The organism is uncultured Sanguibacteroides sp. (assembly GCF_900543425.1).
In the GTDB taxonomy this organism is placed as follows: Bacteria; Bacteroidota; Bacteroidia; order Bacteroidales; family Marinifilaceae; genus Gabonibacter.
In genome coordinates, this window is the sequence record NZ_UQRQ01000016.1 from 30,886 (window position 1) to 57,683 (window position 26,798).

General features: G+C 40.3%; 27 protein-coding genes. 16 read left to right on the forward strand and 11 right to left on the reverse strand.

Annotated elements, in window-relative coordinates:
- Window positions 1–22: 22 nt before the first annotated feature.
- The gene (locus QZR76_RS09725; RefSeq protein ID WP_294142624.1) at window positions 23–1,090 is read right to left on the reverse strand and encodes a nitronate monooxygenase family protein; all 1,068 of its coding nucleotides are present in this window, start codon (window positions 1,088–1,090) and stop codon (window positions 23–25) included.
- A gap of 348 nt (window positions 1,091–1,438) precedes the next feature.
- Here QZR76_RS09725 and QZR76_RS09730 point away from each other — a divergent pair, with 348 nt between their 5' ends.
- Window positions 1,439–2,437, forward strand: a complete 999-nt coding sequence (locus tag QZR76_RS09730) for a PCMD domain-containing protein (protein WP_294142625.1) — start codon at window positions 1,439–1,441, stop codon at window positions 2,435–2,437.
- On the opposite strand, the gene lgt is transcribed toward QZR76_RS09730, so the two are convergent.
- The gene (gene lgt, locus QZR76_RS09735; protein WP_294142626.1) at window positions 2,434–3,267 is read right to left on the reverse strand and encodes a prolipoprotein diacylglyceryl transferase; all 834 of its coding nucleotides are present in this window, start codon (window positions 3,265–3,267) and stop codon (window positions 2,434–2,436) included. The genes QZR76_RS09730 and lgt overlap by 4 nt on opposite strands.
- A gap of 174 nt (window positions 3,268–3,441) precedes the next feature.
- Here lgt and QZR76_RS09740 point away from each other — a divergent pair, with 174 nt between their 5' ends.
- Window positions 3,442–4,938, forward strand: a complete 1,497-nt coding sequence (locus QZR76_RS09740) for an IMP dehydrogenase (RefSeq protein WP_294142627.1) — start codon at window positions 3,442–3,444, stop codon at window positions 4,936–4,938.
- Window positions 4,939–5,037: 99 nt separating this feature from the next.
- Here QZR76_RS09740 and QZR76_RS09745 read toward each other — a convergent pair whose 3' ends face one another.
- Complete coding sequence (locus tag QZR76_RS09745; RefSeq protein WP_294142628.1) at window positions 5,038–5,511, reverse strand: hypothetical protein; 474 nt, start codon at window positions 5,509–5,511, stop codon at window positions 5,038–5,040.
- A 228-nt stretch (window positions 5,512–5,739) separates the two neighbouring features.
- On the opposite strand from QZR76_RS09745, the gene QZR76_RS09750 reads away from it, so the two are divergent.
- From QZR76_RS09750 to QZR76_RS09770, 5 genes are all read left to right on the forward strand, one after another.
- A complete protein-coding gene (locus QZR76_RS09750) occupies window positions 5,740–6,228 on the forward strand; it encodes a YbhB/YbcL family Raf kinase inhibitor-like protein (protein ID WP_294142629.1) in 489 nt (162 codons plus the stop codon).
- A gap of 76 nt (window positions 6,229–6,304) precedes the next feature.
- Complete coding sequence (locus tag QZR76_RS09755; protein ID WP_294142630.1) at window positions 6,305–6,676, forward strand: hypothetical protein; 372 nt, start codon at window positions 6,305–6,307, stop codon at window positions 6,674–6,676.
- 82 nt (window positions 6,677–6,758) lie between these two features.
- Window positions 6,759–7,073 (forward strand): hypothetical protein, encoded by a 315-nt coding sequence (locus QZR76_RS09760; RefSeq protein WP_294142631.1) that lies wholly within the window; start codon window positions 6,759–6,761, stop codon window positions 7,071–7,073.
- A gap of 189 nt (window positions 7,074–7,262) precedes the next feature.
- Window positions 7,263–7,970, forward strand: a complete 708-nt coding sequence (locus QZR76_RS09765; protein ID WP_294142632.1) for a hemerythrin domain-containing protein — start codon at window positions 7,263–7,265, stop codon at window positions 7,968–7,970.
- On the forward strand, window positions 7,951–8,553 hold the full coding sequence (locus QZR76_RS09770) for a response regulator transcription factor (protein WP_294142633.1): 603 nt from the start codon (window positions 7,951–7,953) through the stop codon (window positions 8,551–8,553). Before QZR76_RS09765 ends, QZR76_RS09770 begins: the two co-directional genes overlap by 20 nt.
- A 185-nt stretch (window positions 8,554–8,738) precedes the next feature.
- Here the strand turns inward: QZR76_RS09770 and QZR76_RS09775 are convergent, their stop codons facing one another.
- Entirely contained in the window at window positions 8,739–10,094 is a 1,356-nt protein-coding gene (locus tag QZR76_RS09775) for an MATE family efflux transporter (RefSeq protein ID WP_294142634.1), read from the reverse strand.
- A gap of 153 nt (window positions 10,095–10,247) precedes the next feature.
- On the opposite strand from QZR76_RS09775, the gene QZR76_RS09780 reads away from it, so the two are divergent.
- Entirely contained in the window at window positions 10,248–13,442 is a 3,195-nt protein-coding gene (locus QZR76_RS09780; protein ID WP_294142635.1) for a response regulator, read from the forward strand.
- Here the strand turns inward: QZR76_RS09780 and QZR76_RS09785 are convergent.
- The 3 genes from QZR76_RS09785 to QZR76_RS09795 are packed head-to-tail and all read right to left on the reverse strand — an operon-like array spanning window position 13,439 to window position 14,414.
- Window positions 13,439–13,771: a hypothetical protein gene (locus tag QZR76_RS09785; protein WP_294142636.1), complete on the reverse strand. Its 333-nt coding sequence runs from the start codon at window positions 13,769–13,771 to the stop codon at window positions 13,439–13,441. The genes QZR76_RS09780 and QZR76_RS09785 overlap by 4 nt on opposite strands.
- Window positions 13,728–14,123, reverse strand: a complete 396-nt coding sequence (locus QZR76_RS09790) for a phage holin family protein (protein ID WP_294142637.1) — start codon at window positions 14,121–14,123, stop codon at window positions 13,728–13,730. The genes QZR76_RS09785 and QZR76_RS09790 overlap by 44 nt, the downstream gene beginning before the upstream one ends.
- Window positions 14,124–14,129: 6 nt before the next feature.
- Window positions 14,130–14,414: a YtxH domain-containing protein gene (locus tag QZR76_RS09795; RefSeq protein ID WP_294142638.1), complete on the reverse strand. Its 285-nt coding sequence runs from the start codon at window positions 14,412–14,414 to the stop codon at window positions 14,130–14,132.
- Between the two features lie 181 nt (window positions 14,415–14,595).
- Between QZR76_RS09795 and QZR76_RS09800 the strand changes: the two genes are divergently transcribed.
- From QZR76_RS09800 to QZR76_RS09835, 8 genes are all read left to right on the forward strand, one after another.
- Window positions 14,596–15,282 carry a superoxide dismutase gene (locus QZR76_RS09800; RefSeq protein WP_294142639.1) on the forward strand — a complete coding sequence of 229 codons (687 nt, stop codon included), beginning with the start codon at window positions 14,596–14,598 and terminating at the stop codon, window positions 15,280–15,282.
- A gap of 53 nt (window positions 15,283–15,335) precedes the next feature.
- Window positions 15,336–15,878 (forward strand): HD domain-containing protein, encoded by a 543-nt coding sequence (locus tag QZR76_RS09805; protein ID WP_294142640.1) that lies wholly within the window; start codon window positions 15,336–15,338, stop codon window positions 15,876–15,878.
- A gap of 93 nt (window positions 15,879–15,971) precedes the next feature.
- Window positions 15,972–17,372 carry an alanine/glycine:cation symporter family protein gene (locus QZR76_RS09810; protein ID WP_294142641.1) on the forward strand — a complete coding sequence of 467 codons (1,401 nt, stop codon included), beginning with the start codon at window positions 15,972–15,974 and terminating at the stop codon, window positions 17,370–17,372.
- Between the two features lie 148 nt (window positions 17,373–17,520).
- Window positions 17,521–18,792 (forward strand): DEAD/DEAH box helicase, encoded by a 1,272-nt coding sequence (locus tag QZR76_RS09815; RefSeq protein WP_294142642.1) that lies wholly within the window; start codon window positions 17,521–17,523, stop codon window positions 18,790–18,792.
- 11 nt (window positions 18,793–18,803) lie between these two features.
- Entirely contained in the window at window positions 18,804–20,306 is a 1,503-nt protein-coding gene (locus QZR76_RS09820) for a potassium/proton antiporter (RefSeq protein WP_294142643.1), read from the forward strand.
- 191 nt (window positions 20,307–20,497) lie between these two features.
- The gene (gene rbr, locus QZR76_RS09825) at window positions 20,498–21,070 is read left to right on the forward strand and encodes a rubrerythrin (protein WP_294142644.1); all 573 of its coding nucleotides are present in this window, start codon (window positions 20,498–20,500) and stop codon (window positions 21,068–21,070) included.
- 121 nt (window positions 21,071–21,191) lie between these two features.
- Window positions 21,192–21,569 carry a RidA family protein gene (locus QZR76_RS09830; protein WP_294142645.1) on the forward strand — a complete coding sequence of 126 codons (378 nt, stop codon included), beginning with the start codon at window positions 21,192–21,194 and terminating at the stop codon, window positions 21,567–21,569.
- 15 nt (window positions 21,570–21,584) lie between these two features.
- Window positions 21,585–22,076, forward strand: coding sequence for a DUF6146 family protein (locus QZR76_RS09835; RefSeq protein ID WP_294142646.1), 492 nt, complete (start codon window positions 21,585–21,587; stop codon window positions 22,074–22,076).
- Here QZR76_RS09835 and QZR76_RS09840 read toward each other — a convergent pair.
- The 4 genes from QZR76_RS09840 to QZR76_RS09855 are packed head-to-tail and all read right to left on the reverse strand — an operon-like array spanning window position 22,050 to window position 26,775.
- Entirely contained in the window at window positions 22,050–22,781 is a 732-nt protein-coding gene (locus QZR76_RS09840) for a nucleotidyltransferase family protein (protein ID WP_294142647.1), read from the reverse strand. The two genes, QZR76_RS09835 and QZR76_RS09840, sit on opposite strands and share 27 nt — an antisense overlap.
- A gap of 37 nt (window positions 22,782–22,818) precedes the next feature.
- Window positions 22,819–23,469, reverse strand: a complete 651-nt coding sequence (locus QZR76_RS09845) for a response regulator transcription factor (protein ID WP_294142648.1) — start codon at window positions 23,467–23,469, stop codon at window positions 22,819–22,821.
- Window positions 23,470–23,473: 4 nt separating this feature from the next.
- Window positions 23,474–24,421 (reverse strand): ATP-binding protein, encoded by a 948-nt coding sequence (locus QZR76_RS09850; protein ID WP_294142649.1) that lies wholly within the window; start codon window positions 24,419–24,421, stop codon window positions 23,474–23,476.
- Between the two features lie 32 nt (window positions 24,422–24,453).
- A complete protein-coding gene (locus QZR76_RS09855) occupies window positions 24,454–26,775 on the reverse strand; it encodes a BamA/TamA family outer membrane protein (RefSeq protein WP_294142650.1) in 2,322 nt (773 codons plus the stop codon).
- Between the last annotated feature and the right edge of the window lie 23 nt (window positions 26,776–26,798).

A 26,798-nucleotide genomic window follows, 5' to 3' on the forward strand; every position in this document is an offset into this window, starting at 1 on the left:
TCCTCTTCTATTTTCAAATCTTCTATTTAGTCTTATTAAACTCTTCCAGCAAAGCTTTAAAAGTCTCTTTTACCGAGGTAATACAAGTAGCCCGAAAAGCATTGGCTCCCGCAAAAGCATAACCGTTATCCATATTTCCGCGAAAAGCGTTATACAAAGCCGAAATAATACAATAAGGACTCTTACTGATATCACAGGTCTTGATACATTTACACATACAGGTCTTGGGTTGCTTCTGTCCCTCTTTCACCTTTTGAATAAATTTACTGAAAATTGCCCTTCCCGGCATACCGACAGGACTTTTTATAATCTGAATATCATCCTGTTTCGCATCAATATAAGTTTGCTTAAAAGCATCCGAAGCATCGCATTCATCCGTGGTTACAAAACGGGTTCCCATCTGCACCCCGGAGGCTCCCAAATCCATAAAATGCCGAATATCTTCTCCGGTATATATTCCTCCGGCAACAATTACCGGAATCTCCTGATGATAACGCTCTTCAATCTCCTTTACTTCTCCGATCACTTCCGGAAGAATGTGTTCCAAATCGTAATGCTCGTCGTTAATCTGCTCGTCCTTAAATCCCAAATGCCCTCCCGCTTTCGGGCCTTCCACCACAAAAGCATCCGGCAAATAGTCATATAAACTCTTCCATTTTTCGGCAATTACCCGGGCTGCCCGAGCCGAAGAAACAATAGGAACCAACTTCGTGGTACTTCCCTTCGGTAAAAAACTCGGCAAATTCAAAGGCAAACCTGCCCCGGAGAAAATGATATCTGCTTTCTCGGCAATAGCCGTTTTCACCATATCCGCAAAATTAGACATGGCTACCATCACGTTTACCCCGATTACTCCTTTTGTTTTTTCCCTTGCCTTACGCAATTCTTCTTTTAATCCCAATATGCTTGCTTCAATATAATCCCTCGATAAATTCCGATACAACAACCCTAATCCGGCACTCGAAATAACTCCTACCCCTCCTTCATTTGCAACAGCAGACGCCAATCCAGAAAGCGAAATTCCAACCCCCATTCCACCTTGAATAATAGGTATTGAAATGGATAAATTTCCAATTTTTAATGTTCGCATTTTACTAAAAAATTAAATAATATTTGACGAAAGTACAATAAAATCTTACTTAATAGCATTTCCACACTCATTTATAACATATTATTAACTATGTTTATACTCTCTTGCATTTCTCCTCCTTCCGAAACATAGCTTACTCGAACCGAAACCGCAATATAACCATTTATAAATCAAATTGTTATCATCCATTCTGTTTATACAATCAGGATAAACTCGATAAAATAAACGAACTATTAAAAATAAAATGAACATTATTGTTTACTTGTGTTAATACGGCACGAATATTGCTAAAGTAACAAGTAATTTCATTTTTTCGTAAACCAAAGGAGATATTAATCAGGGATAATTATGAGAAGACTTAAAGGTTATTCTATAGACCGTGTACTAAAAGGTATTTTGTGTTTAAATTTTATTTTTTGGGGGAGTGTTATCGGAAAAGCCCAAGATAGTTCAAACGTAAAATTAATTCCGTTCGGAGATATGGATAATTGGCTGGTGAGGGTTATCGGAGAATCATTTGTTATCGGAGGACAAACCAAAACCCTTCATGAGATAGCTCCTGCCGATACGCTTCGAGGGGCCACCGCCTATCGTCGTTCTTCACAATCTCCGTGGAGGACATCCAATGTTATGGCCCACGTGAGCGGGATCACCAAATGCAGTAATACCGTTTTTCCCGAAGAACGAGGAGAAGGTCAATGCGCCCGATTGGAGACCCGTATGGAAAATTGTAAGGTACTCGGAATCGTAAACATTACGGTATTGGCTTCAGGAACCATTTTCTTAGGTGAAATGCTGGAACCCATAAAAGACACGAAGAACCCCCAGGCCAAATTAAACATGGGTATCCCCTTTACCGAACGTCCTTCGGCTCTGGTTCTGGACTACAAGATGAAAACCAACGGCGATCCGGACCGGATAAAAGCTCCCGGTTTCGGGAGAACGACAAAAGTTCCGGGAAAAGATTGTGCCGAAGTATTTATCATCTTGCAAAAGCGATGGGAAGACGAAAAAGGAAACGTGTATGCCAAACGGATAGCCACGGGAGTAGAACGTTTCTCCGAAACGACTCCGGACTGGGTCAACAATCACTCGATCAAGTTAATTTACGGAGACGCCTCCAAAGTTTCCGGATTCCAACCTTATATGGATTTAATTCCGGCAAACAATTACCAATACTGTGTAAACAGTAAAGGTAAATCGGTTCCCATCATAGAAGAAGGTTGGGGAGATAAGGATGACATCCCCACCCACCTCATATTAAAGATCTCTTCCAGCCACGGGGAAGCCTACGTGGGTTCCCTGGGAAATACGTTCTGGGTAGATAACGTCGGATTCACTTATTAAGCAGTCTGGCCGGAAAGCCCTTTTTTCTTAAAAGCATAGATCAAAAAAACGATCCCGATAAGGATAAAAGGAATACTCAGTATTTGTCCGAGATCCAGAATCATACCCTCTTCAAGCGGTATCTGCTTCTCTTTTACGAACTCGATACCAAAACGGGCCACAAACACCAGAAGCAGCATGATTCCCCAGTATAATCCGGGATATTTTCCCATACCTGTTTTCCGGTAAAGCCCTATATTCAGGAAAAAGACAGCCAAATAAGCCATTGCCTCATATAACTGGGCCGGATGACGAGGTATGGCATCTACCCGTTCAAACACAAAGGCCCCCGCCATTGCCGTCGGGATTCCGATCATTTCGGAATTCATCAAATTTCCAATCCGAATAAAAGCCGCCGCCAAAGGCAACACGATAGCGATGTAATCTAAAGTAAGAATGACCGGTTGATGACGACACCTGGAATAAAAAATCAAAGCCACAATCAACCCCAAAGCTCCCCCATGACTGGCCATACCCTGATACCCGGTAAACAGGTATCCACCTCCTGCCTTCGCCGTTATCGGTAAAAAAATCTCCAACGGATGGGCCAAGAAATAATCCGGTTCGTAAAACAGACAATGCCCCAAACGGGCTCCGATAAAAAGACTGACCGTACTCCACACGACCAATAACTGTAAATTTACCCACGGAATACCATTTTCCCGGAATAACCTCTTCAATATCCACACGGACAAGACGGTTCCCCCTATAAACAACAAACTATAATAATAGATAGGAAAACCTCCGATACGAACAAAAACCGGATCTACATCCCAGTGTATGTAACTCATCCCCTTTAAAATTTAATTCTATTTCAAAAATCGAATATAAGAAATTTCCGCTCTATTCTCTTATTTCTCAAAGAAATCCCCGATAACAAAAAAACATTTCACGCAAAATGCTAAAAATTCCCGCGCTTTGACTATCTTTGCACAATTTTTAATCATTTCGTAAAAGAGAATCATATGGCAATCTATTTAGACGATGTATCAAGAACTTTTGGAGAGTATTTACTTATTCCCGGTCTAACCACGAAACAGTGTATTCCCACTAATGTTTCCTTGAGAACACCTTTGGTGAAATTCAAAAAAGGCGAAAAGTCAGCAATCGAACTAAACATCCCCTTTGTTTCTGCCATCATGCAGGCTGTTTCCGATTCGGGATTAGCCATTGCATTAGCACGCAACGGAGGTCTATCGTTTATCTTCGGTTCTCAGAGCATAGAGTCTCAGGCGGAAATGGTTAGAAGAGTAAAAAAATTCAAAGCCGGATTCGTTACCAGCGATTCCAACCTAACCCCGGAAAACACCTTAGCCGATGTCATTGCGATGACCAGAAAAACGGGACATACCACCATTGGCGTTACCGACGACGGTACACCTAACGGAAAGTTGTTAGGTATAGTCACCAGTCGGGATTACAGAGCGGAAAAAGATCCTGCCGATAGGAAAGTAAAAGAGTTTATGACTCCTTTTTCCAAATTAACGGTAGGAGAAGTAGGCATGACGCTTTCCGAAGCGAATCAAATTATTTGGGAACATAAACTAAATACGTTGCCGATCATCGATAAGGATCAGCATCTGGCCTATTTTGTCTTCCGGAAAGACTACGACAGCCACAAGGACAATCCGAACGAACTCTTAAACACCCGGGATAAAAAATTACTGGTAGGTGCCGGAATCAATACCCGAGATTACATGGACCGGGTTCCTGCCTTGATTGAAGCTGGAGTAGACGTATTATGCATCGACTCCTCAGACGGTTTTTCCGAATGGCAGTCGGATACCATCAAATGGATCAAGGAAAAATACAACGGAGAAGTACTGGTAGGAGCCGGAAACGTGGTTGACGAAGAGGGATTCCGTTACCTCGTCGATGCCGGAGCCGATTTTATAAAAGTAGGTATCGGAGGGGGCTCTATCTGTATCACCCGCGAACAAAAAGGTATCGGCCGCGGACAAGCGACAGCTATTATCGATGTCGCCACGGCACGGGATCGTTATTTCCAGGAGACAGGTATATATGTTCCCATATGCAGCGACGGGGGATTGGTACACGACTACCATATGGTACTCGCATTGGCCATGGGGGCCGACTTCCTCATGATGGGACGTTATTTTGCCCGCTTCGACGAATCCCCTACCAAAAAATTAAAAATCGGTAATAATTACGTGAAAGAGTATTGGGGAGAAGGTTCTAACCGTGCCCACAACTGGCAACGTTACGATATGGGAGGCAGCGAATCACTGAAATTCGAAGAGGGAGTAGACAGCTACGTTCCCTATGCCGGTAAAATGAAAGACAACCTGGATGTAACGTTAGGAAAAATCAAAGCCACCATGTGCAGCTGCGGCTCCATCACGATCCCGGAACTGCAACGGACAGCCAAAATAACCCTGGTCTCTTCCACCAGTATCGTGGAAGGCGGAGCCCACGACGTGATCCTGAAAGAACACAATTAAAAAATACAACGATTCACCCCATCGGGTTTTATCTTAAACATGAAACCGGGGCCCATTTTAATGAGCCCCGGTTTTTTATTGTAATTGCAAAGACAGATATTACCCCGCTACACTAAAAATGCCACAAATAGCTAATATTAAACCTACCAGAAAAATAAGTACCGCAGCTAAAGGAATCCAGATTCCTACAATATGATTTACAGGAAGAGAGAATAGGTTATTTTGAGATTTTACCTCTTTATCTATTACACAAAAAACATGCTTGTCACCGAGCCTATATATAATCTTGAGAACAATTATCAACTTAATAAATGCCCTGTATATAACAAAAGACATAAGCGTAATAAATATGAATCCTATCGTTAAGATGATAATAAGATTTTGTTGCGAACTTGCAGATAAAGCGCCCCCCATGAAAAGGCCGTTCATCACCAAGAAATAATTAAACCGGGTACAAAAAAGTTGCTCGAGAAAAGCTCGTTCATTATAGAAATTCCAAATATTATGATCTTTTTGATATTCAAAAGATGCTTGGATCTCTTCACTACTCAAATTCAGATTGCTATTTGACATAAGACTTTCTATTTGTATTCGATATTTTTTATAAAGATAATGTATTTATATTTATGTTCAAATCGCATATAATAAACATATCGACCTTATTTTGAAGGATCCGTTACTTTTTCCGGCTACCAATTATCCCCCAATACATTTCATCTTATTTTTCATTATATGCCCCGGTCAAACGTAACATTTTCTCTTCCAGTAAGTATCTATATACAGAATCATTAAAAAAATCATATGAAAAACCAAACATTTACCCTGCAAAGTAACGAACTGGGAGGAGTCGGTACTCTGGAACAAGCCCATCCCCGATGCGGAGGAGAGAACAAATCCCCCCAATTGTATTGGATTAATCCCCCGAAAGGGACCAAAAGTTTTGCCGTTACCATGTACGACAAAGATGCTCCCAGCGGAAGCGGATTCTGGCATTGGATCGTATTCAACCTTCCTTTTTCCACGCATGAACTACTCTCCGATGCAGGTGACATATCCAAACATATCGCACCCGGAGATGCCATACAAAGTCTTAACGATACCGGGAATTACGGTTACACCGGACCATGCCCTCCTCCGGGAGATAACTGGCATAGTTATATGATTACGGTATACGCTCTCGACATCATGAAACTCCAATTGGATAAAGAGGCTCTTCCGGCACAGGTCGGCCTGGAATTATGGAAACATACGTTGGAGAAGGCGTCTGTTGTATTTTACTACAAGATTTAACACACAATAACATAAAATTGATCTAAATCATTGGCTTTGTGTCATTTATTTATTATATTTGAGACAAATACAAATTATGGTCAGATTTATCTTACATACGATTCTGATCCTGGTGGTTTCCCAATTAACCAACGTAGCCATGGGATTAGTGATGACTGAATCCGAGCAAGAGCATTTCCAGCAAATACTCGTTCAGGCAGAAAAATCCGTTCATGACCAAGAACTCTATCAAAACTATTATAGCGACTGCATACTTCCGCAACAAAACGGAATATCCTTACGTCGTTCACAATTGCCGTCCCACGTTCGTATCCTCCTGGAAGGAATTCGTTTGGAGTACGCGTGTATAAACAACAACGATCATTATTCCTCTCACAATTACATTAAAACATCACAAGACCGTGATTACAAACATCATTTTCACGAATTGTGCAAACTACTGATTTAACGGTTTTTATTCTGTTTGTTTTACTCTTTTTCTTTCGAGAGAAAAAGACCCATTTTATTAACAACACATTATAAAAGCCGTTATGAAAACAAATCTATTTTCAAAAAACCGGAAAGAACAAAATTATGCATTGTTCTTTGAGCCGGACGAATTGCCTCGTTTGCAATACCTTCTGGAGACCAAACAATTTCTCAATCTTTCCAGATTGGATCAATACGCGGAAGATAACACGGGAATAAAACTTGAAATATCTCTGACGAATAGAGGAAAACGCGCTACCGTACAACTTTTCGAGTACATCGTATTCTCGTATGTAGCCGTTTCACCTGTCATGACTTTCCATAACAAGGAAGCTATGGCTCTCTCCGGAGCCGTTATTCCGGAAACAGGTGAATAAATGGAATACGGAAAGGTCTGAAAGATTTCACCCATAACTTTCGACAGGGTCTAAACAGGACAGCCCATAAGACATTTTCAGACCTTTCCCGTCCATAAAATAAAATCGACTCTCATTTTGACTGCAATTAAACATCTTTCTTTTTATTTATTCTAAATAAATACTTATATTTGCCTCAAATTTTAAAATATGAAACATTTATTATTTTCTGAAAAGCAGAAACTGGCTGATTTGATCCATATCAATTTCAAGTTGTTGTTAGTCTTGCCCAGATTCAACATAAAATTAGGCTTCGGAGATAAAAATGTGGCGGAAGTATGCGAACAGTACGGAGCATCGACCGAACTATTCTTATTGGTATGCAACATCTATACTTTCGATGAATATTTTCCGGACAAAAGGGAGCTAAGTCAGATTCATATCGATGATCTTACCTGTTATCTGCAGAAATCACACGACTATTACATAAAAGACCAGATCCCCGCTATCCAGGTACAACTCGCTAATCTTGTTCGTTGTTACGATCAAAAACAGGGAGCCTTGTTGACTCGTTTTTTCGAAGATTACCGGACCGAAGTAGCCAATCACCTGAGCTACGAGGAAAACACGGTCTTTCCTTATATATTGGATCTATTAAAAGGTAAATCCTCGGGAAATTATTCCATCGAACAATTTGAAGCCAATCACAGTAATATCGAAGATAAACTGAACGACTTAAAAAATATTATCATCAAATACCTACCGGATAATTGTCAGTCCGACCTCCGGAATAAAATTCTTTTCAATCTTTTTCTATTGGAAGAAGATTTGAACAAGCATTCGTTATTTGAAGATAAAATATTGGTTCCGTTTGTCCAACGATTAGAAAACCACAACGATGAACAGGAAAAAATATAAAATAACCCTTATAGAGCCCTCACCTATCGTTACGGAAGGTCTAAAAAAGATTTTTCAAACTTTTCCGGAATTTGAAATTACCCATTGCTCTGAAGATTTATTTCATTTTTCCGAACACCCGACAGCTTCTCTACCCGACATTGTTTTACTCAACCCGGTCGTAATCGATTTTCATCGTCAACACGCTATAAGGTCCATATTCTCTCAATATTCGCAAACCTTATTCATTGCTCTTTTATATCACTACGTATATGCCGATAATTTAAAACAATACGACGGCACGATCTCCATATATGACAATGGAGCGAAGATCAACAAAAAATTACAGCAAGCGATAGAGAATCAGGAAACTACTCCCGGGGGTAGCGATAATTACGAACTATCCGACCGGGAGACGGAAATACTGATTTCTGTCGTCAAAGGTTTACAAAACAAAGAGATCGCCGACCAGCATCATATTTCGATTCACACGGTTATTTCTCATCGAAAAAATATCTCTCGCAAAACGGGTATAAAATCCATTGCCGGTCTTACGGTCTATGCTCTTCTACACAACCTTTTGGATCAAAACGAGATTGAATAATCCCCACAAATGGGGATAGCCTCAAGAAATTTTCCCCACAAATAGGGATAGCAGATCAAGAAAAATTCACCCATCTTTGTCAATAGAAAATAACACAATATGTTGAATTTTAGTAAGCCCTCTATATTTTGGAAGAGATAACACTCTTAAACGAACCGGTTTAGCTCATTTCCGGTTCGTTCCTTTTATATCCCTTTTAAAAAAATTGCATGCCTCTTAAAATAAATCAATGTTCCCACAGCGGTCACGAAAGCGACAAAATCAGAGATAGGCATACTCCCCCACACTCCGGTAATCCCCCAGTAGCGAGGTAAGATCAACAAACAGGGTAACAGATACAATAATTGACGGGAAAGAGAGAGGAAGATAGAAACCTTAGCCTTTCCGATAGACTGGAAAAAATTCGTAATGACGATCTGAGCTCCCACGAAAGGAAACATAAGGCAGGTAATTCTCAATCCCGTGTTGGCCAATTCGATCAACTGTTCATGACCGGTAAACATACCCACGATCGCGTGAGGAAAAATCTCGCTCATCAGGAACCCGAAGGTCATAATAGAAACTCCGGCAAACAAAGCGATTCTTAATGTCTTTTTTACCCGATCTCCACGTTTAGCACCATAGTTATACCCCACGATAGGTTGCATTCCCTGTGTCAACCCCAATTCAATCATCACAAAAAGAGTCAGCACCCGGTTTACGATACCGTAAGCCCCGATTGCCAGATCTCCCCCGTATGTTTTAAAACTATTATTCAAAATGATAACCACAGTACTTGCACAAACATTCATCAAAAAAGGTGACATTCCGATAGAGAAAATACTCATAACAATCCGTTTTTGTAACTTAAAATAACCGGACTTGAAATGAATAAAACTCGACCTCCTCAGAAAATGGTTTAAAATCCAGACCAGCCCCAGGCATTGCGAAAGAATCGTGGCAGTAGCCGCTCCGCGAATTCCCCAATCGAAATGAAATATAAATATAGGTGCCAGGATGATATTGGCAAATACCGTCACAAGAGACGACAGCATGGCTTTTTTAGGATATCCCGTCGCCCGCATGATATTATTCAAACCGATAAAAACAAACGATATCGGGTTTCCAAGCAAAATTACCTGCATGAAATCCCGCGCATAGGGAAGTGTATCCTGACTCGCCCCAAAAAAATGCAAAATAGGCTCCAAAAACCACAAGGTAATTCCCCCGAAGCAAAATCCGTTAATGATACAAAGTAATAAAACATTGGTCAATACATGAGTCGCTTTATCTGCATCTTTTTGTCCCAAATAGATCGAAGTGATCGTAGCCCCTCCGACCCCGACCAAGGTAGAAAAAGCAATAACAAGATTCATCAACGGAAAGGTAATTGCCAATCCGGAAATAGCCAAAGGACCGACCCCATGCCCGATGAATATACTGTCTATTATATTATATAAAGAAGTAACAGTCATTCCGATAATGGCCGGAATTGAATATTGTAATAGTAACTTACCAATCGGTTTGGTCTCCAATATATGAGGAGTACTTGTCATTGACATAGGTATATTTTTATATTTCGAATCCGAAAAGTATTTGGATATCCAAGAAACGACCATCCAAAAAAGCATGCAAAGATAACGAAAATAATAGAAAAACTGAATCATTATTTCATGAATATTATCTAATTTAGTCGGGAAATTAATAGAAGCGATATGAAAGAAAATGAAATTGTACCGGATAAGCTTAAAGCTCTTTTAAATATGGCCAAATGGGGATGGTGGAAAGCCGATTTTCATGACAAGACATATACTTGTTCCAATTTCATTATAGATCTATTGGACCTAAAGTCCGATATCCTCCCTTTCTACGATTTTAAAGAATTTATACGCGAAGATTATCAAGCACGTATTACCAATGAATTTGCTTTCATATTAGCACAAGACGTATACGAGCAAACATTTCCCATTCATACCAAATACGGCGTACGATGGGTTCACTCCCAAATGGGCTTAAAAGAGAAAGACGAAAAGGGACATCTTATCGCCTGGGGTTTCCTACAATGTATTGAAGACCAAGAAAAGGACACCAACAGGAAAGCATTGAACAAGGTCAATCACCTATTATACCAACAAAACAGTATTTCCCGTTCTTTACTCACATTTTTACAAACCGAAGAGATTTCAAGTGTCATTTTAAAAATATTACACGATATACAGGAGCAATTTAACGGAGGCCGGGTATATATTATCGAATACGACACCAAAAATATGACTCAATATTGTTTATATGAAGTCTTAAACGATCAATCATTACAAAACCAACAGGCCAACCTGCCTTTGCGTATTGACGAAACTCCCTGGAAGAATCGGCAATTGATGAACTCCATACCCATTATATTATCCAACCTGGATGAGATTCCACAACAGGGGTTAAAAGAGAAAACACGTTGGGAAGCTCAACATATAAAATCCATGATGGCGGTTCCCATGCTGTCCAAGGACGGGGTTTGGGGCTATCTGGGCATCAATATCATGAAAGAGTATCGTTCCTGGAGCAATGAAGATTATCAATGGTTCGCTTCCATGGGAAACATCATCAGTATTTGCATACAATTACATAATTCCGAACAAATTGCACATAAGGAAAGAGAGTATTTTGAAAACCTCTACCAATACATGCCGATAGGCTATATACGTATGAAATTGATATCCGACGGGGAGGGAACACCTGTAGATTACGTTTATCTTGACGCCAATCCGGCTTTTGAGGAGATCACGGGGAGAGATCGTCACCATATTATCGGTAAGAACGCCAGTTCTTTAAACTTTCCGATAACTCCCGGCCCCTCTTTAAAAGAAATAACCGATATCCTGTCCGTAAAAAATTATTACGAAGCCAATTATTCGTTGAATAACGGCAATAAATATTGCAGATCTATTATCTATTCTCCTGGTAAAGACGAAATTGTTGCACTTTTCTCTGATATCACAGAAACCGTTAAGGCTCACGAAGCATTGGATCGAAGCGAAAAAATGCTACGAAATATATATAAAAACATTCCCGTGGGCATAGAGATCTATGACAAAAACGGAATCGCTATCGATATCAACAACAAAGGTCTGGAAATATTCGGACTAACACGAAAAGAGGATCTCCTGGGAGTCAATTTTCTTGATAATCCGAACTTCTCGGAAGAGATTAAAGCACAGGTACAGGCCAAACAAGAAGTGAATTATGTTGTCAGGTATGATTTCTCCAAAATTAACGTTCATCAATATTACAAAACCTCCTATCGAGATACGATAAAAGATTTGTTGATCAAAATAACTCCTCTATACGATAACAACAATCATTTTCAAAATTATCTTTTTATCATTATCGATAATACGGAGATATTGACGGCCCACAACAAAATTAAAGAGTTTGAAAACTTCTTTTCCATTATCGCCGACTACGCGAAAATCGGTTACTGCCGATGGAATCAAGAGCAGCAAAAAGGATTTGCCATCAGCCAATGGTTCAAAAACTGGGGAGCCTCCGAAGATTCTCAATTTGAAAATATCATCGGGATATACCCGAATGTCCATCCCGAGGACAGACCGGAAATAAAAAAATTATACCAAGACCTTCTGAAAGGAAAAATCAATCGGATGCACAAAGAGGTTCGGGTAAAAGATGAAAACGGCCAATGGAAATGGATAAGAAGTGACATTGCTTCCAGACCGTTGGAAAACAACCGTTACCTTGAATTGACCGGCATTAACTTTGACATCACCGAGATGAAAGAGATTGAAGCCAAATTGACGGAAGCCAAAATTAAGGCAGAGACATTAGACAAGCTAAAATCCGCCTTTCTAGCCAATATGAGTCATGAGATCCGTACGCCTCTAAATGCCATTGTCGGCTTTTCCAATCTCCTTCTGGAAGCCTCAGAACAAGCTGAAAAACAACAATATATAAATATCATACAAGAAAATACGGAGCTTTTATTACAACTGATCTCGGACATTCTCGATCTCTCAAAGATAGAAGCCGGCACATTTGAATTCGTAAACGGAGATGTAGACGTGAACCTGATGTGTCAGGAAATTATTCGTGCGGCACGGCTGAAAACACCGGAAAACATTCAACTCATTTTCGGTGACCATCAGCCAGAGTGTCGATTATTCAGTGATAAAAACCGTTTAAATCAAGTCATATTCAACTTTATCAATAATGCCATAAAATTCACCTCTAAAGGAAGTATTACATTAGGTTATCGACTTGCTCACGGCCAGATTGAATTTTACGTACAAGATACAGGCATCGGTATCGACCAAGAGCATGTCCACTCTATTTTTGATCGTTTTGTGAAACTAAACACGTTCGTTCATGGAACCGGACTGGGATTAGCCATATGCAAAAGTATCGTGGAACAAATGGGAGGAACCATCGGCGTAGACTCCGTGAAAGGAGCCGGATCTCGCTTCTGGTTTGCCATACCCTATGTTTTCTCCCAGACATCCGAACCGGAAGTTCTGCTTGCAAATACAACGATACAGGAAAAGAGTTTGAACAAATCCACTATTTTAATAGCAGAAGATACGGATAGTAATTATATATTGATCTCTACCATCCTCAAAAAAGAATATACCGTAGTCAGGGCATTTAACGGTTCAGAAGCAATAAAGATGGTGGAAGAGGTTCATCCTGACTTGGTTCTTATGGACATAAAAATGCCTGAAATGGACGGATTGACGGCAACTCAGCAAATCCGGAAAAAACACATTCAAGTACCGATTATTGCTTTAACAGCTTTCGCTTACGACAAAGATCGGATAAAAGCTTTAGAGGCCGGATGTAATGAATACATCACCAAACCTATACAAGCTCCCCTCTTAAAAGAGATGATAAAAAGGTTTATTTAGGAAGAGACATCGGATTTTTTCCGAAAGAGAGAAGTTACCTTTTTTATAAACCAACGGATCAATATCGGTACTGCCGCTTCCCAAACAAAAGGCATGACGGCTTTAAAAACAGAAAAATAGCTGCCGGAAGAAGAATCGTTCTTTTCCGTATCTTCGGATGAAGAAGGAAAAAACAGCAGGGAAAGTCCGGAAAGGAACAAACTTCCGGCATGTTGCCGGACGTAAGAGAAATCGTCATTTAATTTCTCTTCCTGCACCCGAAGCCGGGAACGTAATTCTCTTTTCTCAGCGATCAATTCCTCCAGAGGGGTCAACTTCGTTATCTTCATCTTTATCGTCTTTAGCCATCATCGAAATTAATATTTCATTCACCACTTTCATTCGAATCTTTTCTTTAAAAAAGGCAATGATCACAAAAAAGATCAGGTATATCCCCGCCACCACAACAAATCCAAGGGCCGTATTATCCAGAAGTTCTCCCAAATAAAAACCTAATCCTAAGAATAAGAACAAAACGGTAAAAAAAGCAAGCAAAATCAAAACAATACCATACGAAAGAATCGCTATCACTTTAGAGACTCTCTCGTAGGTATGTAATTTCAAAAGTTCCAGCTTCAACTCCGCGTAAGTTGAAAGATCTTCCTTCAACTTCACGAATATCTTTTCAGCAGCTTTTTCCATGGATGACTACTGTTTTTTAGCCGTCCCCTCTTCCCTCACGTTTTCTGCCTTGTCTGCTACCTTTTGTGAAACTTCATCAGCCTTATCCGTCATCTCTTCACGGATGTTTTCAGCTTTTGTTCGAACTTTCGAATAAGCGGATTTTACCCCCTCTTTCACTTCATCCACCGCATGACGAACCTCTTCCTTTATTTTACTCTTATTATCCGATGCCATATAGTATCCTATGGCAGCTCCGACTGCGGCTCCAATACCCAGACCCAACAGTAATTTTGCATGTTCGTGTTTCATCTCTTTTCTTTTTATATTTTATTTGTAAGAAACGAATTGACTCATTAAAAAGTTTAGTTTTTTAACAACATTTCACAACATATTTCAGTCAACGTAAACCATCTTACTCCGGTAACCCATTTAGACCTTCATCCGTAAACAAACTAAAAAAAGATTTAATCCACAACTAAACTTTTACAAGATGAAAACTACACATTATTATCGCATTATCCTTTTTCTGGTTTTTATTCTATTTATAAACGAAAATCCATATCTACGGGCACAAATACAGAAAAAAGAGACAACAGAACGTTTTACACTACCCCCACTTCCCTACAAAGCAAACGCCTTAGCTCCCGTCATTAGTGAAAAGACCATGAACCTTCACCACGGAAAGCATTTGAAGGGGTATATTACGAATCTGAATAAATTAATTATCGGAACTCCTTTTGAAAATAGCGATCTGGAAACCATTGTCAAAAACTCGAACGGAGCCATTTTTAACAATGCGGCACAAACGCTGAATCACATTATCTATTTCAATACCTTTTCTCCGCATGCAACCCTATATCCTTCCGGAGCCCTTTTAACTGCCATTGAAAAAGAGTGGGGATCTTTTGATAATTTTAAAAAGGAATTTTCAACAGCAGCAACATCTTTGTTCGGCTCCGGCTGGGTTTGGTTAGCCAAAGATAAAAACGGGAAACTGGTTATTCTTCAGGAGAATAATGCCGGAAACCCGATCACCAAAGGGTATACTCCGTTATTAGGCATCGACGTATGGGAACACGCCTACTATCTCGATTACCAAAACAAACGGGCAGACCATATCGAAAAGCTCTGGACCATTATAGATTGGGATACCGTTAAAAGCAGATATGATAAATAATCCGTAACAATTATCGATGGATTTTATATTTTTGTCAAAACAAAAAATAAATCATGAATCCTATCGAGTTACTCCATAAATATTACGATCCGAATTCCAAGGCTTACCATATTTTATACACTCATAGTAAAGCCGTGATGGAAAAAGCCTTGGAACTCGCCGGACTCCATCCCGAAATGAAATTGGATATTCCATTTATCAAAGAAGCCGCCCTGTTGCACGATATCGGCATTTTTCTCACAAGGGCTCCGGAAATCGATTGCCACGGAGATAAACCCTATATATGTCACGGTTATTTAGGGGCCGACCTTTTACGCCAAGAAGGACTTCCCCGGCATGCTTTAGTGTGTGAACGCCATACCGGATCGGGAATCAGCGCAGGAATGATCCGGGAACGCCATCTTCCGCTTCCGGAAAGAGATATGATACCCCTAAGTAATGAAGAAAAACTGATATGTCTGGCGGATAAATTCTTTTCCAAAAGTAAAGATTTAACCCGGGAAAAAACCGTTCAGCAAATCGACAAGGAGATGCAGGCTTACGGAACGGAAGCAACTTCCCGTTTGAAGGAGTTATACGATCTTTTCTTAAAATAAGCCCGTATAAAAACATAAAATACATAAAAAATAAGATTCCTTTACAACCGATCTGCATTTAGTTACGTATATCCGTAAGCAAAAACAATGATTATGGATAAACTTAACAATTGGATTATCTTCTCGAACGATTTTATCTGGACCTATTTTCTGATTGTTCCTTTGATTGTCGTCGGGCTCTATTTCACATTTCGCAGTCGATTCGTACAATTCCGGAACTTCCGGGAGATGTTCAGACTTTTAGGCGAAGGCATAACAAGTGGAAACAGTAAAAATTCAGTCTCTTCGTTTCAAGCATTCTGTATCGCCACCGCATCCCGGGTTGGGACCGGGAATTTAGCGGGCGTTGCGACAGCTTTGGCTTTAGGAGGACCGGGTGCCGTTTTCTGGATGTGGTTAATAGCCCTCATCGGTTCCGCTTCGGCATTTATAGAATCGACCTTGGCTCAGATATACAAAACCAAAGGAGAGCGTACCTTCATCGGGGGACCTGCCTTTTATATGGAGAAAGGATTGAAAAAAAGAGGTATGGGTATTTTATTTGCCATTATTATTTCCATTACATTCGGTCTCGTGTTTAATTCCGTACAAGCCAATACGGTTACACTTGCCTTCCACGAAGTCTTTGGCCTGGACCGCACCTGGTTAGGTATTTTATTAACGATCTTCACCCTATTGGTCATTTTCGGAGGAATCCATCGGATTGCCGTCATTTCAGGCATCCTCGTTCCCCTAATGGCTATAGCTTACATATTGGTAGCACTTTTTATCCTGTTCATGAACGCAGGGGCTATACCTCATCTTATTGCCACCATCTTCGCCGATGCCTTCGGTCTCGAACAATTCGCAGGAGGAGGTTTGGGAGTCGTAATCATGCAGGGAATCCGGCGCGGTCTGTTTTCCAACGAGGCCGGCATGGGTTCCGCTCCTAACGCGGCAGCCACCGCCGACGTTTCCCATCCGGTCAAACAAGGCTTAATCCAGTCCTTAAGCGTATTCACGGATACCATCATCATCTGTAGCTGCACGGCTTTTATCATTCTCCTTTCGGACATACCCCTGGACGGTAAAACAAAGGGTATCCAGTTGACACAACTCGCCCTCTCCCATCAAATAGGTCCCGTGGGAGGACAATTCATCGCCGTCAGTATTCTATTATTTGCTTTCAGCTCCATCGTCGGTAACTACTCCTACTGTGAAACAAACATGATATTTATCTCCCCCAAACGAATCTACCTGCAACTGTATCGCGTAGCCGTCGGACTCATGGTACTCTTCGGTTCCTGGGCTGCTTTGGATCTTGTCTGGAATATTGCAGACTTGGCGATGGCCGTTATGACAATCATCAACCTGATAGCCATAGTATTACTCGGAAAAATAGCCCTTAAAGCTTTAAAAGATTATCATCGACAAAAGAAATCCGGTATCCATAGTCCCACCTTCAAATCAAAGAGCATTCCGGAATTAAAAGATTCTACGAGTGAATGGCAATGATATTACTTTGGCAAATGATCAAAAAAAATAATTTTTTTATTAACTTTGCTTAGGAATTTAAGGTGTTTAATATTAACTATTAACCGATTATCGGTTAACACTTTATTTGAATGCAAGAAAGCATAAAAACAAAAGAAACTATTGGAAGATGAGATTTGATGAGCTCGAATTGGCCGCCCCTATTTTAGAGGGACTTGATGCAATGAATTTTCAAGAAACAACGCCTATACAAGAATTAACCATACCCGTCATACTGGAAGGGAAAGACCTGATTGCCTGTGCACAAACCGGAACCGGAAAAACAGCAGCCTATATTCTCCCGATATTAAACCGACTGGCCCAAAAAGATCACCCCGAGGATGTAGTGAAAGCACTGATTATGGCTCCCACGAGAGAGTTAGCACAACAAATAGACATTCAATTTGAAGGATTCTCCTATTTTCTGCCCGTATCTACAGTCGTCGTCTACGGCGGGGGAGACGGGGCTTTGTGGGAACAACAGAAGAAAGGACTTCGATTAGGGGCGGATATCGCCATCGCAACTCCCGGACGTTTGATCTCACACATTCAACATAGTGATATAGACCTCTCCAAAGTAGAATATTTCGTATTAGACGAGGCCGACCGGATGTTGGATATGGGATTTTTTGACGACATCATGCAAATTGTCGAAAAACTCCCCAAAGAAAGACAAACGGTTCTGTTTTCGGCAACCATGCCTCCGAAGATCAGACAATTAGCTCAAAAAGTATTACGGAATCCGGAAGAGATCAATGTCGCCATATCGAAACCGAACGAAGCCATCATACAGGCCGCTTATATTTGCCACGAAGGACAAAAAATGGGTATTATCGAAGAATTATTCAATAAATCCATAAAAAACAAAACAATCATCTTCGCTTCTTCCAAGCAAAAAGTAAAAGATTTGGCTTATACCCTAAAACGCAAACGATTTAACGTGGCAGCCATGCATTCGGACTTAGAGCAGCCTGAACGGGAATCGGTCATGTTGAACTTCAAAAACGGTAAAACAGACGTGTTGGTTGCCACCGACATCGTCGCCAGAGGTATCGATATCGAAGAAATCAGTCTGGTCATCAATTTTGACGTACCTCACGACCCGGAAGATTATATCCATCGAATAGGTCGTACGGCAAGGGCCAGTGCCGACGGAGTGGCGATCACTTTTGTATCAGACGCCGAACAAGGTAAATTCCACCGAATCGAAGAATTTATAGGAGAAGAAGTATACAAAATTCCGCTTCCCCCCGAATTAGGAGAAGCTCCTACTTACAATCCTCAGGCATTTGAAGGTAAACCCAAAAGACGATTCAATCATAAATCCCAGAAACCTTCTTTCGTGAAGAAGAAAAATTTCTCTAAACGCAAAGATAACCCGAACTCAACCATCAATCCTTAAAACATTACATTATGATTCTCAATGCAGGAAATATCTTACTGATCGGATCCATTCTATTATTTACAAGTATCATTGCCGGGAAAGCCGGATTCAAATTCGGAGTACCTGCATTGTTGCTATTCTTAGGAGTCGGAATGTTATTCGGTAGCGATGGACTCGGTATCCAGTTTAACAATCCGGAAATCGCCCAATTCATCGGAGTTATTGCTTTGAGTATTATTCTATTTTCAGGCGGTATGGACACCAAAATGTCCGAAATAAAACCCGTGATGGGACAAGGTGTAGTACTGGCCACTTTGGGGGTAATGATAACAGCACTCGTAACTGGTTATTTCATATACCAGATAACAGGACTAACGAACGATTTTATCTCTTTGTCATTTGCCGAATCTCTTTTATTGGCCGCTGTTATGTCCTCTACCGATTCGGCATCCGTTTTCTCGATTTTAAGATCCAAACGGCAAGGATTAAAGGAAAACCTTCGTCCTCTTTTAGAGTTGGAGAGTGGTAGTAACGACCCGATGGCCTATATGCTCACCATATTATTGATACAGGTCATTCAATCCGGAGAATCCAGTATAAGCGGTACCATCCTGCAATTTATCATGCAAATGAGTATCGGGGCCGTCTCCGGTTATCTATTAGGACATTTGGCCCGCTTCACGATCAACAAAATCAACATCAATCAGTCGTTATATTCCGTACTGCTGCTGGCATTTGTATTTTTTATATTCTCATTTACCGATTTATTAAAAGGAAACGGCTACTTGGCCGTATACATTGCCGGATTAATGGTCGGAAATCACAAGATGGTACATAAAAAGAGTCTTATGACCTTTTTCGACGGTTTTACCTGGCTCTTCCAGATTGTGATGTTCCTCACGTTAGGTCTATTGGTCAATCCTGCCGATTTGATTCCTGTAGCCAGTTTAGGTATATTGGTCGGCATTTTCATGATCATCGTGGCCCGCCCTTTAACCGTATTTCTTTGCCTACTCCCCTTTCGAAAAATGAGCACCAAATCCAGAGTATATGTTTCATGGGTAGGCTTAAGAGGAGCCGTTCCCATTATTTTTGCAACTTATCCGCTAATCGCTAATATTCAACATGCTTCTTTAATATTCAATGTCGTGTTCTTTATCACCATTCTCTCTTTAATCATTCAGGGAACGACCGTTAGTTATATGGCAAAATTCTTAGGACTATCGACTCCCGAGCCGCAACAAACGGCATTTAATTTAGAGCTTCCGGAAGATATTAAAACGGCTATGTCTGAAATTGAAGTTACCCCTTCGATGCTTGCCAAAGGAGAATTTCTCATGGACCTTGTCCTACCGGATAACACGTTGATCGTGATGGTTAAACGAGTAGAAGGATCCTTCTGTGTTCCCAAGGGTAAAACGAAACTCCATGAAGGAGATAAATTACTCGTGATCACGGACAATGACGAGGAGCTAAAAAAGACCTATGAAAGTCTGGGTATAGAAAACTATTCCATGCAAAAAAATAGTTGACGAATATTCCTGATATTCTTCATATATCCGAAGAGAGACTGCCTCTTCGGATATATTTTTATATCCAATAAATTTTCACACTTATAGATTTTATTTATTCATTTATAAAAAATAAAGATTTGTTTTTCATTGTATTTTATTGTACAATTGTATCATCAAAATAGAACCAAAAACACTAAAACATAAAATATATGAGTATCAAAGGAACTAAAACAGAACAAAACCTATTAAAATCATTTGCAGGAGAATCACAAGCGAGAAATCGTTATACTTTTTTTGCAAGCGTAGCCAAAAAAGAGGGTTTTGAACAGATTGCAGCTGTATTTACCGAAACTGCAGAACAGGAAAAAGAACATGCAAAACGTTTCTTTAAATTTTTAGAAGGCGGAATGCTCGAAATCACGGCTTCTTATCCTGCCGGAAAAATCGGAACGACGGCAGAAAATCTGAAAGCTGCCGCTGAAGGAGAAAACGAAGAGTGGGCCGAGTTATATCCTGAATTCGCAAAAGTGGCCGAAGAAGAAGGATTCAATGCTATCGCCGCTGTTTTCCGTAATATCGCAACCGTAGAGGCCGAACACGAAGCCCGATACCGGAAACTGTTAGAAAGAGTTGAGGCAGGAAAAGTATTTGAAAGAGAGGAAGAAATTTTGTGGCAATGCCGGAATTGCGGTTATGTCTATAAAGGCAAAACAGCTCCTAAGGCTTGTCCCGCTTGTGCTCATCCCCAAGCCTATTTCGAAGAAAAAAAGAATAACTATTGATATTTCTTTATCACTAAAAAACGAAGCTGCCGGAAAACCCTTCGGCAGCTTCGTTTTCTTTTAAACAAATTATGTATATTCGCGTATATTACCGTAATTTATAAACATTGATATGACAATTATGAAAAAAGTAATTAATTCGGCAAAAGCACCCAAAGCTATTGGTCCATACAGTCAGGCTATAGAAGCAAACGGAACACTTTACATCAGCGGTCAACTTCCCATTGATGTAAACACGGGAAAGTTCGTGGAAGGAGGAGTTAAGGAACAAACAGAACAATGTTTAAAAAACATCGGCTACATTCTCGAAGAGGCCGGATATACTTTTGAAAACGTGGTCAAGTCTACTTGTTTATTAGGAGATATGTCTTATTTTGCGGATATGAATGAAATATACGCTAAATATTACAAGACTGATTGTCCCGCACGGGCCGCATTTGCCGTGAAAGCCCTTCCGATGGGAGCCATGGTTGAAATTGAAACCATCGCGGTAAAATAATTCTATCCTGAATAGATGAAAAAAGGAACAAAAAATTTTGTTCCTTTTTTTATGGCTATATTACATAAAATTCGTAACTTGGGAGATAATAATAATTATAAATTAAATCTTTATCCGATGAAAGCGTTAGGCATTCTTGTATTAACCGCACTCTTTTTCTCCTGTGCATCACAGCAGAATATGACCAATAAAACAGGACGTCTCGGAATCAAAGATTCTACGCATTACGAACTTATTGTATTTGATCCCGGCTTCGATTATTGGATGGCCACCCACAAAAGCATCGTAAATCAACACAATAACGAATACTACCAATTTACCAACTACCGATACGCCCAGGAGTGGAATCGCAGATACGCAAGCGGAGATCCTCGCGTAAACAGTTATATCGATTATAGTATGAGGATAGATTACGGCTTCGATTTCAATTACAAGCTTTATATGTATTTCAAATTCTTTGAAGATACCAATAAAGTCAAATTAATACCGGGAAGCGGCAGGCTCTGACAGAGAAGCCTGCCGGATAGCCTCCGGAGTCCCCAGATCCAGGCATTGCCCCTCGTTTAAAAACATTTCGAGCGAGTGACTTTTTGCTTGTTCCAAATGTTCGTCAATAATAGAAAACACGCCCGAATGAATCATATGATTCAAATACTCCGAACTCAATATTTGTATACCGCAATAATTATACTCCTGGGAACGATAGAAATCACCATCGACAATCTTTTGTTCTCCGGTCTTCTTGTTTTCCCATCCTTTTAAAATTCCGTTCCGATTAAATTTCAATACCCGATCAGCCTGGCTTCTTTGTACGACTAAGGATGCATACGCTTTTCGATCCTCATGCCGAGCGATCAACTGCAAAAGATCCACATCCGTCTGAATATCCACGTTATGAATCAATACCGATTTTTCCGGAATAAACAGTTCACGGGCTTTCCGAACTCCTCCTCCCGTATCCAACAATAACTCCCGTTCGTCTGACAAACGGATATCCATGCCAAAACAATTATGTTCCCTCAGATAAGCTTCAATCTGATCCGCGTAATGATGAATATTAACGACCAAACGTTCGATTCCCACGGCTTTCATCTTCTCAATAACTCGCTCCAATAGAGTCCTGCCGTTAATCTCTACCAACGCTTTAGGCCGATCATTGGTTAAGGGTCGTAAACGAGTTCCCAAACCTGCCGCAAATATCATTCCATTCATTGTAATCGTTCTTGAATAACAATCATCCGTCCTATTTTTATATCTGAATCAATTTGTTTTTAATCGCGTACATGACTAAAGCCGCCGTATTCCGGCATCCTGTTTTACTTAATAAATTAGCCCTATGTTTATCCACCGTTCGTTTGCTGATAAACAGCTCGTCCGCAATCTCCTGATTAGATAATCCCCGGCATACCTGACAAAGAATTTCCAATTCCCGTTCGGATATGTCATTATCGACCACGTCATGATTCTCCGCTTTACTATCCCGCATATTATTCAGAATATTTACGAGAAGTTCCTCGGAAAAGAAACTTTCCCCTTCGGAAACTTTTTGAATAGCGGTTACGACCTTATCAATACCGGAGTTCTTAAGCATAAACCCCTTCGCTCCGGCATCAATCATTTCATAGTAATATTGTTCGTCTCCGTACATGGAGAGTACAATGATTTTCAACTCCGGCTTCATCTTCATGGCTTGGATAGTGGCTTCGATCCCATTCATCTCCGGCATTTCAATATCCATTAATACCACATCGCAATCCACAAACGACAAATTTTCTATAAACTCTCTGCCATTAGAAGCTTCATAAATATGATGCACAAAATCTTGGTTGGAAAGCAATAACTTCAACCCTTCCCGAAATAGTTTATGATCATCGACCAAATATATTCTCAATTTATCCATAATCTTATACATTACATTTAATAAAAGCAGTAGCCTTCATTCCTTTTCCCTCGCAGCTGAATATCTTTATATCCCCATTTCCCGAATTCAGGCGATAACGCATATTGCTCAATCCCATTCCTCCTTCACTCTCGACCTGTTGCATATCAAATCCCAAACCATTATCCTCGTATTCCAAATAAAGCATATCATTTTTATATTGAAGATCGATCCGTACCTTGGTAGCTTCCGCATGACGTAAGGTATTAGTTATCAACTCACAAATCACCCTATACATGATCACTTCCACATTATAGGTAAACCGCCTCCCGGCAATATTCGTCCTAAATTTGATATCGATCCCTTCGGCCGGACGCAATTTACGAATAAAAGAGTCCGTTGCATCTTTCAATCCGAAATTATTCAATATATGAGGACTGATATTGGCCGATATTTCCCTGACACTCACGATAGCCTCGTCAACAGCCTGTTTCAAGTTATTTTTTATCCGCTCGTTTACCTCCTCCTTGTTTTGAGTATTAAAACCGGACAACAACATTTTAATGACACTCAACAAAGGCCCCAATCCATCATGCAACTCCTTGGCAAAACGTTGCCTCTCCTGTTCCTCCGTACGAATGATAGCCGAAACCACCCGCTTTTCAGACTCGTCCCGGATCTCGTCCAAACGACGTAAAAACTGAAAAACTTTACGGATATAAAATACACCAATAGCAAAAGCTAAAGAGATTATAAACGACAACCATACTTTCGTCAAATAAAGCTCCTCATATTCTCCTCGTCTCATGGAAGGAAACAATTCGATCACCCGATAAATCGTCATCAGGAAAAAACCGGTAGAAATAAGAATCCAGGCAGCATTGAATTTTGTCCGTTTGAACAAACTAATGGCAAACCCCATGGCCACAACCTGAAACAATAAAGAGAGATAAACGACAATTTGAGAAACCATACCTTTATACTTTTAATATTCTATACTTTCTATCAGAAAGGATAACCGATAGCAATATTAAACACGGAACGCCGGAACCCTCCTTTTGAATTAAACATCACAAAACGATTTCCGGCAGGCAATGTCGGATCCTTCACCTTAATACCCAAATCAAAACGCAAAAGGAAAAAATTAGCATTGATTCTCAATCCTGCCCCCGTACCTATGGCTATCTGATTAAAAAACTCCGTGTTTAATTGTGCTCCGGGCCTGTCTTCCTTCGGATTTATATTCCAGATATTTCCCGCATCCACAAACAATGCCCCTTCCAACAACCAAATTAACTTAAAGCGATACTCTATATTGGCCTCCAATTTAAAATCTCCCACACTATTGGGATATTTATTCCCCAAGTCATAAGAACCCGGTCCCAGCGTCCGGGTCTGCCACGCCCGGATATCACTTGCTCCCCCGCAATAATAGGACTCTTCGAAAGGCAATACCTTCATATTCCCATACGGATAACCACAACCTATAAAGAGCCGTGTCACAAACGAGTTAGCCTGATTAATATACCAGTTGTAGCGATATTCGGCATCTGCCTTTATGAACTGGGCATAACGCACACCCAACCATTTGTAGTACTTATCGTCCGGATTCTCTCCCTTTCTCCTCTCCCCGAACAATCGGTCGATACCCCACAACACATTACCCGAAGACTCCAAATTGGCCCGGAAATAATTATAACTCATCTCCTTTGTATTGACGATCTGATCCGTGTAGGTTGCTGAAAAAACAGCCGAAAAAATCATATGATCGGTATACGTATTTTTAATGTATTCGTTTTTCAAACTATCGACAAAATTCCGGTCTACGTTTTTCATCAACACGTAATTCAAATCGATTAAATCGAAATTATATCTCCATCGTTTATTAGAAAGCCTCCAAAGATAACCAAAACGAGCATTCACAATGGAACGGGTATAATAGGGTGTATATTCATACCCGTATGAAAAAGAGATAGAAGTTTTCGGTGCGAAGTTACGCCTAAAATCCTTCATTTTGAAAACAGGCATCCAAAACTGAGGAGTAACAAACTTGATCTCGGCCCCGATCTCCTTCGTATTAAAAATCTTTCCTTTTTCATCAATTTGTTCCTTCTTCAATGTTCCCCACACGCTCACGGAAAAATTTTCTCCCGCCTTGAAAAGATTGCGATGATTGTAAGTAAAATTTCCCCCGATACCCAAATTACCGGAACTATTGGTTCCCTCCAAAAAAACATTATAGGATTGTCGTTTGACCGGTGACAGCTGAATATAACAATCCAAGGCTTTTACCTCATCATCCGTCTCGACTTCCTTAAAATCAATATTAATAAATTTGAACAGATTCAACGCCTGTAAACGAGAATAAGTCTCTAACACCCGTTGCACGTTATACAACTCCATACGTTCCATCTGAATAGTCTCCGTAATGACCTTAGGTTTTATCTTCAGCCGATCCCGGTAAGTAATTTTGTATCCGTCGTATTCCATATGCCTGAGAGAGGAGTCTCTTCCACTTACATTCAGCAAAGGATCGTAATCAAAATCCAAATGAATATCCCTCAGGAAATAACGTTGAAATGCGGTACTATCCGCAGCCGTCTGAATGATACGGACAAATAACTTTGCCATCTCGGCCCGATTGACCGAAGAGGTATCGGCAAAAAATTGAATAAAATTTTTAGAGAAATTGAAATATCCCTTTTCTCTCAACATTCGCGTTATTCGCTCCCTTTCACTATCCAGCACATCCATATCCAATGGCATCTCTCTATGTAATAAGGTTTTTACCGTATCCTGATAATACATTCCCAATAGACCACTCTCCCCCGTCAGTTCCGTACTCTTCTTTTTCTCTTTTTGCAAAAACAAAACATCGTCTATTTTCGTCTGCGGCCCCGTATTAATCCGATATTCGACAATCGCTTTTTTCTTTTTATAGTACACGGTATCCATCACCTGATTCTTATAGAAACCTTTATTACGAAGATACAAACTAATTTGTTCGTTACTTCTGGTAGTTAAAAAAGGATTATAAATCACAGGAGCCTCTCCGATACGACGCAACAGTCTATTAAGCCACCTTTTCTCATTTCGTCCGCTTAAATTATATAAACCCAGATGAAAACGACTTGCCCCTAATATACGGGTGTTCGGTTTCTGGCGTATATTTCGTTTTATATCACTCCTATTCACTTGGTGACTGCTCACCTTTACCCGTACCCGATCCAGCAGATACTCGTCTTTTCCAACATACTTGGTTGGAGAACAAGAATAGAAAAAACAAAATATAGACAAAATAATACCTATCTTACACGCCGCACCCATGCTCAAATCTCAAAAAAATATTA

Coding starts and splice junctions, on each gene's coding strand:
- QZR76_RS09725 (WP_294142624.1), bottom strand. CDS start 1,090: ATGCGAACATTAAAAATTGGAAATTTATCCATTTCAATACCTATTATT.
- QZR76_RS09730 (WP_294142625.1), top strand. CDS start 1,439: ATGAGAAGACTTAAAGGTTATTCTATAGACCGTGTACTAAAAGGTATT.
- lgt (WP_294142626.1), bottom strand. CDS start 3,267: ATGAGTTACATACACTGGGATGTAGATCCGGTTTTTGTTCGTATCGGA.
- QZR76_RS09740 (WP_294142627.1), top strand. CDS start 3,442: ATGGCAATCTATTTAGACGATGTATCAAGAACTTTTGGAGAGTATTTA.
- QZR76_RS09745 (WP_294142628.1), bottom strand. CDS start 5,511: ATGTCAAATAGCAATCTGAATTTGAGTAGTGAAGAGATCCAAGCATCT.
- QZR76_RS09750 (WP_294142629.1), top strand. CDS start 5,740: ATGAAAAACCAAACATTTACCCTGCAAAGTAACGAACTGGGAGGAGTC.
- QZR76_RS09755 (WP_294142630.1), top strand. CDS start 6,305: ATGGTCAGATTTATCTTACATACGATTCTGATCCTGGTGGTTTCCCAA.
- QZR76_RS09760 (WP_294142631.1), top strand. CDS start 6,759: ATGAAAACAAATCTATTTTCAAAAAACCGGAAAGAACAAAATTATGCA.
- QZR76_RS09765 (WP_294142632.1), top strand. CDS start 7,263: ATGAAACATTTATTATTTTCTGAAAAGCAGAAACTGGCTGATTTGATC.
- QZR76_RS09770 (WP_294142633.1), top strand. CDS start 7,951: ATGAACAGGAAAAAATATAAAATAACCCTTATAGAGCCCTCACCTATC.
- QZR76_RS09775 (WP_294142634.1), bottom strand. CDS start 10,094: ATGTCAATGACAAGTACTCCTCATATATTGGAGACCAAACCGATTGGT.
- QZR76_RS09780 (WP_294142635.1), top strand. CDS start 10,248: ATGAAAGAAAATGAAATTGTACCGGATAAGCTTAAAGCTCTTTTAAAT.
- QZR76_RS09785 (WP_294142636.1), bottom strand. CDS start 13,771: ATGAAGATAACGAAGTTGACCCCTCTGGAGGAATTGATCGCTGAGAAA.
- QZR76_RS09790 (WP_294142637.1), bottom strand. CDS start 14,123: ATGGAAAAAGCTGCTGAAAAGATATTCGTGAAGTTGAAGGAAGATCTT.
- QZR76_RS09795 (WP_294142638.1), bottom strand. CDS start 14,414: ATGAAACACGAACATGCAAAATTACTGTTGGGTCTGGGTATTGGAGCC.
- QZR76_RS09800 (WP_294142639.1), top strand. CDS start 14,596: ATGAAAACTACACATTATTATCGCATTATCCTTTTTCTGGTTTTTATT.
- QZR76_RS09805 (WP_294142640.1), top strand. CDS start 15,336: ATGAATCCTATCGAGTTACTCCATAAATATTACGATCCGAATTCCAAG.
- QZR76_RS09810 (WP_294142641.1), top strand. CDS start 15,972: ATGGATAAACTTAACAATTGGATTATCTTCTCGAACGATTTTATCTGG.
- QZR76_RS09815 (WP_294142642.1), top strand. CDS start 17,521: ATGAGATTTGATGAGCTCGAATTGGCCGCCCCTATTTTAGAGGGACTT.
- QZR76_RS09820 (WP_294142643.1), top strand. CDS start 18,804: ATGATTCTCAATGCAGGAAATATCTTACTGATCGGATCCATTCTATTA.
- rbr (WP_294142644.1), top strand. CDS start 20,498: ATGAGTATCAAAGGAACTAAAACAGAACAAAACCTATTAAAATCATTT.
- QZR76_RS09830 (WP_294142645.1), top strand. CDS start 21,192: ATGAAAAAAGTAATTAATTCGGCAAAAGCACCCAAAGCTATTGGTCCA.
- QZR76_RS09835 (WP_294142646.1), top strand. CDS start 21,585: ATGAAAAAAGGAACAAAAAATTTTGTTCCTTTTTTTATGGCTATATTA.
- QZR76_RS09840 (WP_294142647.1), bottom strand. CDS start 22,781: ATGAATGGAATGATATTTGCGGCAGGTTTGGGAACTCGTTTACGACCC.
- QZR76_RS09845 (WP_294142648.1), bottom strand. CDS start 23,469: ATGGATAAATTGAGAATATATTTGGTCGATGATCATAAACTATTTCGG.
- QZR76_RS09850 (WP_294142649.1), bottom strand. CDS start 24,421: ATGGTTTCTCAAATTGTCGTTTATCTCTCTTTATTGTTTCAGGTTGTG.
- QZR76_RS09855 (WP_294142650.1), bottom strand. CDS start 26,775: ATGGGTGCGGCGTGTAAGATAGGTATTATTTTGTCTATATTTTGTTTT.